Consider the following 14,989-nt stretch of genomic DNA (forward strand, 5'->3'; position numbering starts at 1 on the left):
ATGACGCGACCGGGTCCGTGGCCGCCGCCCAGACGGGCGAGCAGACAAGACAGAGACTGACTCATCCGTGCACACGGCGGCACACGGGCCGGTGACTCAGGGCGAGCAGTCACCCGAGCCCTGCAAGCCATAGCGCGCGGAGAGATAGACACGCGCGCCGCCGTTCCAGAAGCGGCGCAGCGTGTGCTCCGCGTGCGGCATCAGGTGGCTGGCATTGCAGGCGATGTCCAGTGAGACGTCGCTCGGGCTGTCCAGGTCGACCGAGGAGGTCGAGGCCGTCATGTGGCAGCCCCGGCAGTAAGGCTTCACCACGCCCTCGTACATCGTCCGGTCCGAGTTGTTGGTGTCCCAGTCCGGCGGGATGAAGCGGTTGGTGGGCGCGATGGTCGTGCCCAGCGTGGGCAGCACGCCGCCATACATTCCCTTGAGGAACTGGCTCGTGGCGCTGGTCATGGGCGTCAGCGCGACCAGGGCGTTGAGCTGTCCGAAGGTGTCCTCCTGCGCGGCCTGGGTGAAGCCCGCGTCGGTTGAATAGAGGAACGAGTACAGGTCGAACGGGAGGAAGCGCGCGCCCGCCACGGTGGGAATGCCCGCGTTGGCCACGCCCCCCGAGTTCACCGTCACGGTGGAGTTGATGCCGTGGCACGTCAGGCAGTTCGACGGCACGGACTTGTGCTGTCCCGTCGAATCGAGCTGCGCGTTCGTCGCGAGATTGTCCGCCGCGTCGTACACCATGAAGCTCACCGCGTCCGCGCCCGCCGCGGGGTTGTACACCATGGCCACCGTGGCGAACTGGGTGTGATTGCTATTGGTGGACGCCGTGGCGAGCGCCAGCGCGGACGTGGCGTTCGCCGGGAAGTTGGCCGTCTGCGACGTGTTCCCGAAATTCTTCACATAACAAGCAACCACCGCGCCGTCCTTGCGGCAGTGCATCTGACGCCCGAAGCCGAGGTCCGCTTCGTTGTAGTACGAGGCGACCTGCTCGCCCGACGCGAAGTGATACTTGCTGATGAAGGCGGGCAGCGTGGCCGGCGCGCCAATCGCCGTGTAGTAGTTCTGGGTCTGCTGGGCCGTCAGGTCCGGATGGTTGTGAATGACCGTCCCCAGGTAGTCGAAGTTGCCGCCCACCGGGTTGTTCAAGGTGGAGACGATGGCCAGGGGCCCGAGCTGCGTCGCGCACTTCGTCCCGATGGCCGACCACGCCTCCGTGGAGTGGTCATCGAAGCAGTTCGAGTACGTTGCCTCGTCGAAGACGGTGAGGATCCTGTCACCCGTCGGGTCATGCGCCACCGCCCGCAGCCGGGCAATCTTCCCCGCGGGCCAGCGCAGCGCCTCGGCCGTGGTGGGCGACGCGGGCACCGGCGTAATCGTGCCGGACCACGCGTACAGCGGATCATCCGAGTTCCAGTGCAGCGCCGTGGTGCCGCTGGTCGTCGAGCCGATGGTCACCCAATTGAGGTCCTGGCTCGAGTCCAGCGAGGGCTGCTTCAACACCTGAAGGTCAATGAGAATGGAAGGCTTCGCGTAGAAACCTTTCATGGTCACGGTTTTTCCCTTCACAGCCCCGGAGAATGCGGTGCCATTGAGTGGCTCCGTGATGCATCCCAATCCCAGGACGACTGACAGTGCGGCGATAGCCAGCAAGCGCATGGCGCGTTTCCCTCCCCATCGCTGAACGCCATTCGCCTGAAATCTTCCTCACCCGCAGGGGTTCAATCCCTCGTGCGCCCCCAAGCGGTCCCCCGTTTCGTGTCACAACTCCGTTTTTTCGCATTTTTCTGCATGCGCGGGAGTGCGTCCGGCATTAATGAGCGCGCACCATGACGCGCCCCGGCGAAGCGAGCAGCACGGGCTCTCCTCCCAAGAGCCCGTGGAAGGTGCTCGCGATCCTTCTCCCCCTCGTCCTCAACATGGGCTGTGCCTCCGACCCGCCCCAGAGTGGTCCACAGCCCGAGTCCCCACCCGTCAGGTCGTGTGAGTCCGCCGCCGCCACACCCGTGGCGTTGGACATACAAGCCACCACGTTGCCGCTGGAGATCATCGGCGCGCCCGGCACGCGCGTGGAGGCCCACATCCAGATGGAGGCCGCGGACGTCCAGGCCGCGAAGAGCGCGGGCGTGGCCGGCCTCTGGCTCCGGGTCCACAACATCCTGGCGCTGGGGAGCGCGGAGGTGTCTCTGAACGATGCGCCGTTCATGGACCTCGCGACCGCGGCCTATGGCCTGGTGCGCCCCTACGACGGTGACGTCGCGGCGGGCGTCATCCCGCTGGAGCCCCAGGCGCTGCGCGCGGGCGACAACCGGCTCGTGTTCCGCTACGCGCGGCAGGTCGAGGATGTGGCGGGCATCTCCGGGTTCCGCGTGCTCGACGCGGCCCTCATCGCCGGGACGGCGCGCGACGGCAAGCGCCTCGCGCTCACGCTTCCCGCGGAGGCCCCCTCGGGTTGGCGTCCCACGGACTCGTCCCCTGAGGCCATCGAGCGTGGCCGCCGCGCCTTCCAGGAGCTGAGCCGTGACGGTGGCCCCGCCTGCGCGCGGTGCCACGCGGACTCGGGCGCGGACCTGCAGTACTACGCGTTCTCCTCCCACAGCCTCGTGCAGCGCGCACGCTTCCACCGGTTCAGCCAGTGCGAAGCGGAGGACCTGGCCAGCTACATCCGCGCCCTGCCGCTGTTGCCGCAGGGACGCCCCTTCGCCCCACCCTTCCAGCCAGGGCCCGGAAACCACGGCGCCGCCGGGGCCGGAGCGGACGCGGTGCTGGCACAGGACAGCGACTTCGCCCACGCGGCCTGGGGCGGCGACGCGCCTGCGGAATCCCTCTCCTGGGATTGGGCCGCGAGCGTGAACACCTACCAACTCCCCACCAGCGTCGCGCTCCCCACCTGGCACCGGTGGCTGCCACGCGAATTGAAGGACGATTGGTTCACCCGCCTGGACGGAATCCTGGCGCGCACCGAGGCGGAGCTGGCTCGCAACCCCACCCTGGAGTCCGCGCAGGCCTTCATGTCCGCGGCGCTCCTGGTAGGCAAGGACGTGCTGCTGCGCGATGGGGACTATCAGGGCAAGGTGGAGGTGCTGCGCTTCGCCGCGGTGAAGCTCTGGGATTGGTCGCGCCGCACGGGGTTCGACCGCGCGGACCACGGCATGCCGGACCTGAGCCCCGCCTATCCCTATGAGGTCGGCTTCGCGTTCTTCGAGGCCGCCCAGGCGCAGGCGCTCCCCGGCGCCGAGCGACAAACCCTGGCGTGGTGGTGGACCCAGGTGGCGACCTATCCCGGCCGGGGCTTCTCCACGGGCCGGCGTCCCCTCAACTTCAAGGACGTGCTCACCGCTGCCGAGGCCGCTGGACTGGAGCCATCCCAGCTCACCTTCCTCCACCTGTTCGGAAGCTGGGAGGAGTCACGCGGAGACCTGATGCAGCGCTGGGGCACCTCGGATGGGCCCGTGCGGCTGCTGCTCGTCCCCATGCGCGGGGTGGCCCCTTCCGCGCGAGTCACCCTCATGCGGCGCTTCCTGAAGCGCGAGACGGAGTTCCTCGCGACCGGGGGCACGCTGGACAACAGTCACCATGCCCGCCTCGCGGAGGCATGGGGTTTTGGATGTGAAGCATTGTCCGTGGATCAGCGCGCTGCCCTGCGCGCGCTCGCTCCCTCCGAGGTCCACGGCGATCTGCTCGGGTGTCCCTGACCCCGAGTGCTGCACGCAGCACCGTCGTCGAGAGTCGTTCGCAGTCCTTCTCCCCCCCCGGGCGCAAGGAGTACGTCGTGCATAGACAGAGGTTGTTCTCCCCAGCACTCGCTGCAACCCTCGCCGTCTGCCTGATGACAGGCGTGGGTTGTGGTGATGACAACAAGCCGTCCTCTCCCAACAACGAAGAAGTGCATCAATCCGGTCCGGATGCGAGCACGCTGACCGACGCCGGTGGCAACGTCTCCGACTCGGGCACCAAGCCCGACGCGGGCGGTGGCACCGGTGGTACGCCGGACTCCGGCAGTGGCACCCCCGACGCGGGCGGTGGCACTGGTGGCACGCCGGACGCGGGCAGCGGCACGCCCGACGCCGGGAGTCCTCCTCCGGTGGGCCAGTGCGGCCAGGAGCCGTCGCAGGCCGCGCGCTCCTTCTGCGATCCCGCGACCTGGGGTGGCCAGGCTCCCACGGCGAGCTCGGCGCTCGTGGTCAGCGGCGAAGTGGTGATGGACTGTGACGCCGAGGTCCGCACCGTGGAGATTCCCGCGGGCGCCACGCTCCGCGCCTCGCGCAGCAAGAGTTCCAAGCTGACCCTCCACGGAAACCTCGTGGTCCGCGGCACGCTGGACTACGGCTCGCCCGACAACCGCGTCTGTGTCCCCTCCGCGGAGATTGTCTTCCAGGGCATGGATGACGCGAAGTTCGTGGGCACGCCCAACCAGGGCCCGGACGGCAACGTCCAGGGCCTGCCGCAGATGTTGCCGCTCACCGTGGTGGACTCGGACTACGGCGTCTGGGTGATGGGCTCGGGCAAGCTGACGGCGGCCGGCCGCCTCAAGCGCGCGTGGTCCAAGCTCACGGACGGCGCGGGCCCGGGTGACACCACCCTCACCGTGATGGAGGCCACGGGCTGGGAGGCGAACGACAAGGTCGTCCTCACGCCCACGGCCAAGTCCAGCGTGGCGAACCACTTCCTCCAGTTCGACGAGGGCGCCATCTCCTCCGTGGACGAGGCCACGGGCCGCGTGACGCTCAAGGCCGCGCCCAAGTTCGACCATGCGGGTTGCCCGAGCTGCGTGCGGCGCGGCGAGGCCATCAACTTGTCTCGCAACGTCGTCATCCGCTCGTTCGACACCAGTGCCCACGCGCACATGATTGTCGGCGAGAAGGGCCGCCTCCAGCTCGACAGCGTGGAGCTGCGGGCCCTGGGGCCCTACAAGGCCTGCACCGGTGGCGAGCCCCAGCGCCGCGCGCCCATCTACTTCCACCAGCAGCTCAATGACTCGCGCGGCTCGTTCGTGCGCCACACGTCCATCTGGGGTGGCAAGAACCAGTTCCTGGCCATCGAGGCGAGCCACGGCGTGGAGGTCGTGGACGACGCGGGCTACGACACCACGGGCGACGGCTTCACCATGCAGTTCGACTCGCACGCCTGCGGCACGCGGTGCCAGCGCGACTACGCTCCGGCGGACACCGTCTTCCGCCACGTGCTGGGCGCCAAGGTCGCCATTCCGCAGCGCGTCTCGGGCTGCGCGGCGATTGGCAGCGTCTCCGCCATCCTCCCGGGCGGCGGCGAGAACACGGGCTGCGATGACTGCTCCGTGTCGGGCAATGCCTACAACGGTGGCACGTTCGGCAACGAGGCCGCGCTCTTCTTCGGAGAGATGGGCACGGGCCGCCCGTCCGCGCTGGTCTTCAAGGACAGCGTGGCGCACAACAACGCGGGCCACGGCATCAGCAACTGGCAGAACTCCGAGAAGACGCAGCCGCCGTACGACAACATCCAGACGTGGTCCAACGCCGACAACGGCATCCACCACGGCGCGTACACCAACGGCTACGAGTACATCAACCTCATCGCCCAGGACAACGGCGAGGCGGACTTCGCCGTCATCGCCATCCAGAGCGACGCGAGCCGCTCGCGCCTGGAGAACGCCACGTTGGATGGCTTCCGCACGCTGCCCTACTTCCTGGTGCCCACGCTGCCCGTGGTCATCAAGAACGCGAAGTTCACGGGCGTGCGCAACCCGGCCATCACCCAGGTCCAGGACGCGTGCTCCGGCGGCAACGAGAACGACCCGAACGACGGCACGTGCATCCGCAACTGGCTGCACTTCGACAACCCGCAGGTGCCCAAGGGCGTGAAGCCGTTCCTGTTCGCCAACCACCAGAACAAGTTCTCCGTCTGGGAGGTCCGCAACTTCAAGCACGCGGACTACCCGACGCTGCCGGCGAACTTCGACCTCTACCGCAAGGACAACCAGGTCGCGGGCGGCGCGTACAACGCCGACTTCGATGCCTGGCTCGTCCCCAGGTAGCCCTGACGGAGTCTGGCTTCAGGACCGCAGGCGCTCCGTGAGCGCTTGCGGTGTCGTCCGCGGGGGCTCGCAGGCGAAGCCCCGGCAGAGGTAGGCCGAGCCCGTGTTCCCCACGGGCTCGCGCCCGTCGAAAATCTCGCGAAGGAGCGCGGGCACCGGGGCGCCCGCCTCCTTCCATCCGAAGGCGAACGTGGGCGCGTAGACGGCGTTGGCCGCGTCCAACAGCGGCGCCACGGCCTCGCGCGTCCCGGCGAAGGTGACTCCCGCCGCGCCGTCCAAGAGCGCGTCCGCCGCGAGCCCCAGGTGTCCGTAGCCCATGGGATTGCGCACGAGCGCCTCGCGCATCCGGCCCACGTACTCCCCCGCCCGCTCCAGGTGCGCCTTGTCCCCGGTGAGCGCCGCCAGCGCCACCTGCGCCTCCGTCAACGTGGACGCGCCCGAGGGGAAGGCATTGTCGAAGAGCGAGAAGGCCGCGACCACGAGGTCCTTCTGGCCGCGCGGCGCGGCGAGGTACGCCTGCTTGGAGGCGTCCCAGAAGAGGGCCTCGGCGCGACGAACCAGCGCGTCCGCCGCCTCCAGGTACTTCACGTCGAACGTCACCTGGTAGAGCGCGGTGAGGCCCGACGCAAGGTCGCCATAGTCCTCCAGGAACCCGTCGATGCGCCCTTGTCCGTCCTGGAACGAGCGCAGCAACCGCGTGCCGTCCCACATCTGTCGCAGCACGAAGTCCGCCGCGCACGCGGCCCACCGAGCCCACTCCGGCCGCCCGAAGACTCGCGCCGCCAGGGCGAGCCCGCGGATCATCAGCCCGTTCCAGCCCGAGAGGAGCTTGTCGTCGCGCCCCGGCTTCACGCGCTGCTCGCGCGCTTGGAACAACGTCCGACGCGCCTGTGCGAGCTCCCGCGCCACCGCGTCCTCGGATACGCCCCGCTCGCGAGCAAGCTCCGCGACGGACACCACGACCTCCAGCACCGTGGTGCCGTGCTCGAAGTTGCCGCGAGGCGTGACGCCCAGGTGCCGAGACACGAGCGCGGCCTGCTCGGGCGGGAGCAGGGCGTTCACCTGCTCCGGCGTCCAGACGAAGAATCGGCCCTCCTCGCCTTCGCTGTCCGCGTCCTGCGTGGCGTAGAAGCCGCCGCCCGCGTCTGTCATTTCGCGCCGCACGTACTCGACGGTCTCTTCCACCACCTTGCGCCACAGCGGCCGGGGCTCCACCTGCTGCGCTTCCGCATACAGGTGCAGCAGCTGCGCGTTGTCGTAGAGCATCTTCTCGAAGTGCGGCACCAACCACCGGTCATCCACCGAGTACCGATGGAAGCCCCCGCCGAGCTGATCATAGATGCCCCCCAACGCCATCCGCTCCAGCGTGCGCATCACCGCGGCCTTCAGCGCGTCTCCCCCTCCGCGACGCCACGCCCGCAGCAGCAGCGCCACGTTCATGGGGTTGGGGAACTTCGGCGCGCCGCCAAAGCCTCCGTTCACCGGGTCCACGTCCTGGGCCATGCGCTGCCCCAGCGACACCACGTCCGCCACGGTGAACGTGCCCGGCGCGGCGTCCAATCCATACGTGGCCAGCTCGCCCAGCCCTGCTTGGAACTGGCGCGCCTGATTCTCGATGTCCTCGGGCTTGTTCTCCCACGCGTCGCGCAGCGCCTGGAGCAAGCGCGGGAAGCCCGGCCGACCGTAGCGGTCGCTCGGCGGGAAGTAGGTGCCGCCGTAGAAGGGCCGCAGGTCCGGCGTGAGGAAGACGGTGAGCGGCCAGCCTCCGCCCTGCCCCATGAGCTGCACGACGCCTTGGTAGATTTGATCCAGGTCCGGGCGCTCCTCCCGGTCGACCTTGATGTTGATGAAGCCGTCGTTCATCAACCGAGCGATGACCGGAGACTCGAATGACTCATGGGCCATGACGTGGCACCAGTGGCACGCCGAGTAGCCCACGGAGAGCAGGATGGGCTTGTTCTCCGCGCGCGCTCGGGCCAGCGCCTCGTCGCCCCAGGGGTACCAATCCACCGGGTTGGTGGCGTGCTGGCGCAGGTAGGGCGACGGCTCCCGCGCGAGGCGGTTGGTGGGGCCAGGGGGCGAGTGGGCGGCCAAGGGAGGCTCCAGTCAGAAAGGGACTGGGGGCACATTGAGAGGCGCGGAGCGTGCGGGCAAGTCGAAAGGCCCTCACTCGCCGCTGGCCAACGGCCTCCTGGTGCGCTTTGTCGGGGGACGTGCGTCCCACCCTCTCCCACGACGTCCGCCCGAGCGGCATCGGAATGAAGGCCTGCCTCGCCTTGCTCGCGGTGGGGCTGGGCGCGAGGCTGGGGCTGGCGCTGGGCACGGACGTCTACTTCGACGAGGCCTATTACTGGCAATGGGCGCAGCACCTCGCGTGGGGCTACTTCGATCATCCCCCGCTGGTGGCGTGGCTCATCGCCGCGTTGGGCATCCGGCCCGCGGCCTTGCTGTGCGGCGTGGCGACGGTGGCCGCGGTGTGGGGCTTCGCGCGAGACGTGTACGGCGCCCCCGAGCCCGCGTGGCGCGCCGCCGCGCTCTGGTCCGTGGTGCCCGTGGGCGTGCTCTCCGGGGTGTGGGCCACGCCGGACTCGCCGCTGTTGTTGTTCTGGGTGCTGGGCCTGTGGGCGCTGTGGCGTGAGCGCTGGGTGCTGGCGGGCCTGGCGTGTGGACTGGCGCTCTTGTCCAAGTATCCCGCCGTCCTGCTGGGGCTGGCGTTCCTGGCCACCGCGGTGCGCGTGCGCAGGCTGCCCGCGGGCGCGTGGCTGACGGCGGTGCTGGCGCTGGTGTGCTTCCTGCCCGTGGTGCTGTGGAACGCGAACCACGAATGGGTGGGCTTCGCCTTCCAGCTTCACCACGGGCTCGGCGGCAATGGCGGCTGGGACACCTTCGGAGAGTTCCTCGCCGGGCAGCTCGCGATGGGCGGGCCGGTGCTCTTCCCGCTCGCGCTCGTCTACGTGGTGCGCGGGCCGCGTGAGCAATTCCTGCCCCGCATGGCGACGCTCGTGCCGCTCGCCTTCTTCGGCTACGCGGCGACGGGTACGCGGGGTGAGGCCAACTGGCCCGCGGTGGCCTATCTCTCCGCCTGCGTGGGCGTGGCGGGCATGCGCCCCGGCTGGCAGCGCGCGGCGGGTGTCACGGGCGCGGCCCTCGTGGTCGCGGTGAGTTCGCACCTGCTCTTCCCCGTGCTGGAGTTCGAGCGAGACGTGCCGCTGTCTCGCACGCATGGCTGGAGCGTGCTGAGTGAGCTGGCCCATCCGGAGCGGCTCTTCCCAGACATCCGTCCGGGCGCGGTCGTGCGGGTGTATGCGCCGACGTATCAGCTCGCGTCACAGGTGGCGCGCTACGCGGGCGTCGTCACGGACACCGAGGGCCCCGCGCGACGCGGCAGCCAGTATGACGTGTGGACGCTCCCGCCCGTGGCCTCGAACCAGGAGGCGCTGTGGTGCTCCGAGGACGGCGTGCCTCCGCCCGAGGAGCTGACGGCGCGCTTCCGCGACATTGAAGGCCCCGTGGAGCTGCGGGGCGACTATCGCGGCAGGACCGTGCACAGTTTCACGGTGTGGCGGCTTCGCTCACCGACCCCTTGAAGGGGACGCACGCGCCCCGCGCGGACCACGCGCTGGGCCCCCCCACGAGGAACGCGTGGGCGAACAATCCATTGATGAGCCGCGGCACGAAGTTCACCGCGGGCATCGCCGCCGACAGCGGCAACACCACCGCGTTCATCACGGCGTAGCCCAAGCCACACGCCACGGGATGCTCGGCGGTGACGCCGAACCGGATGCGGCATATCGGCCCCCGCGCGAAGGCGGTTCACGCGAGGAGCCGCCCAGGGCAGCTACGGCGAGACGCCCAGGAGCCCCACTCCGCGCTGAGCCCACTCCGTCCCGGGCAACGTGCGCAGAGCATCCACCGGCAAGGGGAGGTGCTCCCACACCGTCGCGTTCGCGCTCGGGACCTGGTTGGTGCTCGCCGAGCGGGCTCGGTACAGCTCACCATCGTGCATCACCAGCGCCCCCGCGGCATATGTCACCTCCGGCTTGCCTACGGCGAGCGTGGCGCGGTCCGTCCACATCTCCAGTTGCCGCGTGGAGGAGCCCTCGGGCAGTCCTGTCGCCACGAAACGCAGAACCGTCACCGGTCCATTGACGTTGCCTGTCGCGGTCACGGCCCCCACGGTGCCGCTGCCTCCCGTGAGCCCCGCCACGAGCTTGCGCCCGCCCTCCCAGGTGTTGTCCTTCAACGTTGTCGGCGCGGCGATGCCCGAGCCCAGGCGGAAGACGACACCGGGCTCCGTCGCGCTCGGGTAGACGCTGGCGTAGCCGAAGGCGAGACCACGAAAGGCATTGCGCTCCCAGAGAAAGCGCGAGGCCGAGCTGGCGGTGCCTCCGAGGTAGAGCCCCAGGTTCAGCGTGTCCGCGCCTCCGAGGAAGACGTTTTGGTAGAAGCAAAAGGTGCCGCCTCGGAACTGTGCCTGGGCACCATTGTCCTGGTCTTCACCAAAGGCAGCGCGTCAGTCCAGCGCGCCGAAGGCGAAGGCGTTGTGGTGGATCTCCGCGCCGTCCCAAAGTTCTGCGATTGGAGCGCCTCGGTCCCGGTGTGCACGAGTCGGCAGTTATAGATTTGGAGCCCCGACGCCAGCGGCGTCGGCGCGCCCTGCGTCGAGCCGAAGTAGATGCCCTCGCTCGCGGTGTCGTGGATGTAGAGGTCGTGCAGACGGATGCCATCGCGGGGCGGCACCGTGCCGTTGCTGACTGTCTGGTTGATACGCAGCCCCGCGAAGCCCGCGCGCGTGATTTCAACGAACTCGACCTCGAAGGCATGCGCGCCCCCGATGCCCAGGCCCATGTGCCCATCGCTCAGGAGGGCGTCATCGCTCAGGAAGCCGTCGCGCGAACGTGACGTGGCATTGGCGACACAGCCGTGCCCTGGGAAGGCCGCGTCGCCCGTTCCCGACTCCGCGTCGTAGCGACCGGTGAGCACCCAGTTCGAGCCCCCGCGCATGGCCCAGAGGTAGCCCTGCGTGCTGGCCGCCTTCGGACGAATGACGACCTGCCCCCTTGTTGGTGATGACCAGCGGCCGAGTCCCGGCGCGGTCAGGCAGGTTGCCCAGGTTGATGAGCGTGTACTGGCCCGCCGGGATGTAGAGCCGGTCCAGCGTCTTCCAATCCACCGCGGGGAACTTCGCTTGCACGTCCGGGAGGTAGAGCTCGCCCGCGGCACTGGGCCCCGGAAGCGTGAAGACAGTCGAGGGTGCGCCGAAATGCCCCAGCGGCTCGCAGGGACCCACACCTCCGTCCGGGTTCTGGGTGCCCGCGTCCGTCGATGGTCGAGGGGCTGGCGGCAGCACCACTCTGTCCACGAGCCGGGGCAAGCTCACTCTCTGGCTGCGTGCGCACGTTCCGCCCCGCGGCAGGTGTCTCGCCCGGGCGTTCCAGAGGGCATCGCGTGGAGACCGCAAGATTCTCCAAGCTGAGCTGACGAACACCTCCTAGAAGTGGTCGCAGCCCAGGAGACAAGGACAAAGGCTTGCACGGCATTCGTGCAACCTCCTCGGACACCGACGCTTCCGCGTTCGTTCTCGTTCCAGTTGGGGACAGCGCCGAGACCGTGTGCATCAGGTGATGCGCGGCGGGCGGCGGGCCCAGACCTTGAATCTCGTGAGACACCACAACAGGAGCAAACAACATGAGTTCGATCTGCAAAGACATCACCACGAGCGCCGCGCCCGAGCTGGTGTGGGATGCAGTCCGTGACCTCGGCGCCCTTCACACCCGATTGGTTCCCGGGTTCGTCGTCGATACGCGCCTCGAGCCGGGAGCCCGCGTGGTCACGTTCGGCAACGGGATGGTGATCCGGGAGCCCATCGTTGCGATCGACGAGGAGGGACGGCGCCTCGTGTGGGGCGCGGAAGGTGGACTGATGACCCACTACAACGGAGCGGTTCAGGTCTTCGCGGAGGGCAATGGGAGTCGAGTTGTCTGGACGGCTGATTTTCTGCCCCACGAGGCCAGCGCGGTCGTCGGGCCAATGATCGACGCGGGAATGGCCGCGATGAAGAAGGCGCTGGACGGGCTGGGGACCTGAGCCGGTCTTCCGACTCGGGAGCTCGCGATGCCATGGCGCGGGCTGGACAATCCACCTGTGGCGTCGCGAGCCCCACGAAACCCAAAAGGAATGGAGTCACTCGCCGGGCGGGTGCGCAGCAATGGGAACTCCGACACGACCCAGCGGAGGAGTCCGCAGCCCTCCGGGATGGTGGGGCAGCGCCGGGATGGCTGGGAGCGAGGGTGGCCCATCGAGGAGTGAGTGCGAGAGAAAGAGCAGGGCCCACACATGGGTCCGGGTTCTGAAGGCCCACTGCGGTCGGCCCCTGGGGCCGCATTCACCCGTCGCGGATGTCTGGGATGAGCCAGCAACCACAAGCGCCCCAGACGGTGACGCGCAGTGACTACGAGACACGGACGGCTCTTGGCGGGATGCGCCATGGGGTCGCTCCAGCCCTGCTCGCATGGAGATGCCCGCGCCTGAAGATTTCAAAGTCTCTCTTTGATTAGGCTTCGCGCGGCCCAGACTTCAGAGGGCTTCGCTCGGGGACTCCTGGCCCCGAGCGGTCTCGCGGTTCATGGAGGCTTCACATGACGCTCAAGTCGTTGTTGTGGCTGCCGTGTGCCCTGGCGATGGTTGCCTGCGGCGGATCCCCCGTGGAAGAGCAGACGCCTGCTGCGCCCGATGAGTCCTCGGGCGGGCAGGTCTCTGCCAGCTGTGTGGATGACTGTGGTGAGCCCGAGGCGTACTACTGCGAGCCCTGTCCTCAAGGCGGCAAGGGCATCAAGTACATCCAGCGCAACGGCTGCACCTGTGCCGCGCAGAGCGTCACCTACGAGTACTGCGGGCTCCTGTCCTGCTAGTGCGCTCCGAGGTCACACGCCCGGTCGGACTACAGTCGGGCGCGTGAGTTGAGCAAGGTCCCGCGAGCGACTTCCGATAGAGTCGCTCGCGGCTTGCCATGAACCTCGTCCTCTTCGCGGTCGGACTCATCAAGGTGGTCTTCGGCGGGCTGGTCGCCGCGCTCGGCATCTGGCTGGGCCTACGGGGCTTGAGCCGGATTCTCGGCACACATCCCGTGGAGGAGCTGCGGCAGCGCAACGTGGCCTCGGGGCTGGTGCACGGCACCAGTCTGGTGTCCCTGGGGCTGCTGGTGCAGCACGCGGTGCAAGCGACGCTGGACGCGGTGGACCTCACCGTGCGCAGCCCCTCGTTCCAGCCGCTGGAGGTGGCGAAGCTGCTGGGGCTCGCGCTGGCCCATGTGGGGTTGTCGTTGGGCGTGGGGGTCGCGGTGCTCGCGGTCGGAGTCCTGCTGTTCGACCGGATGACGCCGGGCATCGACGAACTCAGCGAGGTGCGCCAGGGCAACGTCGCCGCCGCCCTCATCCTCTGCGCCATCCTGCTCGTGCTCGCGCTGCTCACGGCGCCCGGGCTCCAGGCCACGCTCGATGGGCTCATTCCCTTTCCGCAGCTTCCGGACGGGGAGCTGCGCGCCCCCAGCTGAGGCCGAGCACGCATGGCCTCCCGCACGCCTCCCGTGAAGACGCTGGTCAAGTTGCTGCTCGTGGGGCTGAGCATCGCGACGGCCTTGAGTTTCTGCGGGCTGCGCATGGTAGGCCGGCTGTCCCCTCCGGGCTCGCACAGGACCTTGCCTGGTCTCTCGCCAGAGGACCCGTCCGAGGACTTGGGCCAGGTGTTGGTACCCGTGGACACTCCGCCCGGGCGCGCCGTCACCTATGTCTGGAACGTGGAGGAACTCACGCCGCAACGTCAGCAGGTGGCCTACGGCCTGGGCGAGCGGCTGGAAGCGCAGATCGAAGCGACCCATCACGCCTACGCTCGGCGGCTGCGCTACCGGGCGCTGGGCCCTGGGCGATTCACGTACGTGGCGCCTCCAGGCTGCGGCACGGACATGCACTGCATCTACCTGGAGCTGATGCGGACCTCGCCGGGGCCGGTGCGCGCGCTGGGCGAGCGCTTCGCCGCCTCCATCCGGACGCGTCAGCTCGATGCCGCGCAGGCCGCGCAGCTCATCCTCGGGTTCGTGCAGCGCATTCGCTACGAGGTGCCGGACAACGAGCCCTTTGGCATCGTGCCGCCCGCGCTGGTGCCCGCGCAGAACCGAGGCGACTGTGATTCCAAGGCAGTGCTCGCGGTGATGTTGCTGCGGCAGGTGGGAATCGACGCGGTGCTGCTCTACTCGGATCCGCTGGCGCACGCGGCGGTGGGCGTGGGGCTGCCCGGCTCGGGCACGCGGCTGAAACTGGGGGGCCGCAGCTACCAGTACGCCGAAGTCACCGCGGAAGGCTGGCCGCCCGGAATGGTGCCGCCCCGCTACAACCTGCTCCACTTGTGGAAGGTTCTCCCGCTGGAGGAATGAGGATTTGACGCAGCGATGCGCGCGTCAGAGATGCTGGTGCATCACGAACGCATCGACGTCGCCCGCGGTGGGATGCTGGAACGCGAGGGGCAGGCGCCCGACGATTTGAAATCCGAGCGACTGCCAGAGCCGCACGGCGCGCTCATTCGTGCTGATGACAAAGTTGAACTGCATCGCGCGATACCCCCGCGCGCGCGCATATTCCAGCGAGTGCGCGCACATGCTGCGCGCGATGCCTCGGCCCGTCGCGGCCGCGCTCGTCATGTAGCCACAGTTGCAGACGTGCCGGCCGCCACCTGCCTGGTTCGGGCGGATGAAGTAGGTGCCAAGGATGACCCCGTCCTCCTCCGCGACGAACGTCTCCTTGTCCGGGCCCATCCAATAGGCCAGCGCATCCGCTTCGCTCATGTCCGCATCCAGCGCGTACGTCGTGCCTTGGCGAATGGTGGGGATGATGATGGCCGCAATGCCCGCGGTATCGACAGCGTCGGCTCTCCGGATGCGCATGGCGCGAGCTTACCGGGATTCAGCGGAGCAAGAGGGCGCCCTCGCTCGTT

Annotated in this window: 13 protein-coding genes; 7 read left to right on the top strand and 6 right to left on the bottom strand. The window is 68.8% G+C overall.

What is annotated here, in order from left to right; all coding sequences use genetic code 11:
* Positions 1 to 96 precede the first annotated feature (96 nt).
* Positions 97 to 1,539 carry a hypothetical protein gene (locus tag KRR26_RS11200; RefSeq protein WP_120203042.1) on the bottom strand — a complete coding sequence of 481 codons (1,443 nt, stop codon included), beginning with the start codon at positions 1,537 to 1,539 and terminating at the stop codon, positions 97 to 99.
* Between the two features lie 281 nt (positions 1,540 to 1,820).
* Here KRR26_RS11200 and KRR26_RS11205 point away from each other — a divergent pair, with 281 nt between their 5' ends.
* Together KRR26_RS11205 and KRR26_RS11210 are read left to right on the top strand one after the other, a co-directional pair.
* Positions 1,821 to 3,686, top strand: a complete 1,866-nt coding sequence (locus tag KRR26_RS11205; protein ID WP_217079790.1) for a hypothetical protein — start codon at positions 1,821 to 1,823, stop codon at positions 3,684 to 3,686.
* A 77-nt stretch (positions 3,687 to 3,763) separates the two neighbouring features.
* The gene (locus KRR26_RS11210) at positions 3,764 to 6,004 is read left to right on the top strand and encodes a hypothetical protein (RefSeq protein WP_217079791.1); all 2,241 of its coding nucleotides are present in this window, start codon (positions 3,764 to 3,766) and stop codon (positions 6,002 to 6,004) included.
* Positions 6,005 to 6,022: 18 nt separating this feature from the next.
* On the opposite strand, the gene KRR26_RS11215 is transcribed toward KRR26_RS11210, so the two are convergent.
* Complete coding sequence (locus KRR26_RS11215) at positions 6,023 to 8,098, bottom strand: thioredoxin domain-containing protein (RefSeq protein WP_217079792.1); 2,076 nt, start codon at positions 8,096 to 8,098, stop codon at positions 6,023 to 6,025.
* 164 nt (positions 8,099 to 8,262) lie between these two features.
* Between KRR26_RS11215 and KRR26_RS11220 the strand changes: the two genes are divergently transcribed.
* Positions 8,263 to 9,591, top strand: coding sequence for an ArnT family glycosyltransferase (locus tag KRR26_RS11220; protein WP_217079793.1), 1,329 nt, complete (start codon positions 8,263 to 8,265; stop codon positions 9,589 to 9,591).
* Here the strand turns inward: KRR26_RS11220 and KRR26_RS11225 are convergent.
* From KRR26_RS11225 to KRR26_RS36735, 3 genes are all read right to left on the bottom strand, one after another.
* The gene (locus KRR26_RS11225; protein WP_217079794.1) at positions 9,557 to 9,757 is read right to left on the bottom strand and encodes a hypothetical protein; all 201 of its coding nucleotides are present in this window, start codon (positions 9,755 to 9,757) and stop codon (positions 9,557 to 9,559) included. The two genes, KRR26_RS11220 and KRR26_RS11225, sit on opposite strands and share 35 nt — an antisense overlap.
* 85 nt (positions 9,758 to 9,842) lie before the next feature.
* On the bottom strand, positions 9,843 to 10,247 hold the full coding sequence (locus KRR26_RS36730) for a hypothetical protein (protein ID WP_236068482.1): 405 nt from the start codon (positions 10,245 to 10,247) through the stop codon (positions 9,843 to 9,845).
* A 164-nt stretch (positions 10,248 to 10,411) separates the two neighbouring features.
* The gene (locus KRR26_RS36735; RefSeq protein ID WP_236068483.1) at positions 10,412 to 10,987 is read right to left on the bottom strand and encodes a hypothetical protein; all 576 of its coding nucleotides are present in this window, start codon (positions 10,985 to 10,987) and stop codon (positions 10,412 to 10,414) included.
* 705 nt (positions 10,988 to 11,692) lie between these two features.
* On the opposite strand from KRR26_RS36735, the gene KRR26_RS11235 reads away from it, so the two are divergent.
* From KRR26_RS11235 to KRR26_RS11250, 4 genes are all read left to right on the top strand, one after another.
* Entirely contained in the window at positions 11,693 to 12,091 is a 399-nt protein-coding gene (locus tag KRR26_RS11235; protein WP_120203051.1) for an SRPBCC family protein, read from the top strand.
* A gap of 551 nt (positions 12,092 to 12,642) precedes the next feature.
* On the top strand, positions 12,643 to 12,915 hold the full coding sequence (locus tag KRR26_RS11240) for a hypothetical protein (protein ID WP_120203052.1): 273 nt from the start codon (positions 12,643 to 12,645) through the stop codon (positions 12,913 to 12,915).
* Between the two features lie 98 nt (positions 12,916 to 13,013).
* Positions 13,014 to 13,556: a DUF350 domain-containing protein gene (locus KRR26_RS11245; protein WP_120203054.1), complete on the top strand. Its 543-nt coding sequence runs from the start codon at positions 13,014 to 13,016 to the stop codon at positions 13,554 to 13,556.
* Between the two features lie 12 nt (positions 13,557 to 13,568).
* The gene (locus KRR26_RS11250) at positions 13,569 to 14,432 is read left to right on the top strand and encodes a transglutaminase-like domain-containing protein (protein WP_233576677.1); all 864 of its coding nucleotides are present in this window, start codon (positions 13,569 to 13,571) and stop codon (positions 14,430 to 14,432) included.
* A 24-nt stretch (positions 14,433 to 14,456) separates the two neighbouring features.
* Here KRR26_RS11250 and KRR26_RS11255 read toward each other — a convergent pair whose 3' ends face one another.
* On the bottom strand, positions 14,457 to 14,939 hold the full coding sequence (locus KRR26_RS11255) for a GNAT family N-acetyltransferase (RefSeq protein ID WP_120203055.1): 483 nt from the start codon (positions 14,937 to 14,939) through the stop codon (positions 14,457 to 14,459).
* Between the last annotated feature and the right edge of the window lie 50 nt (positions 14,940 to 14,989).

Source organism: Citreicoccus inhibens (assembly GCF_019039035.1).
GTDB lineage: Bacteria > Myxococcota > Myxococcia > Myxococcales > Myxococcaceae > Citreicoccus > Citreicoccus inhibens.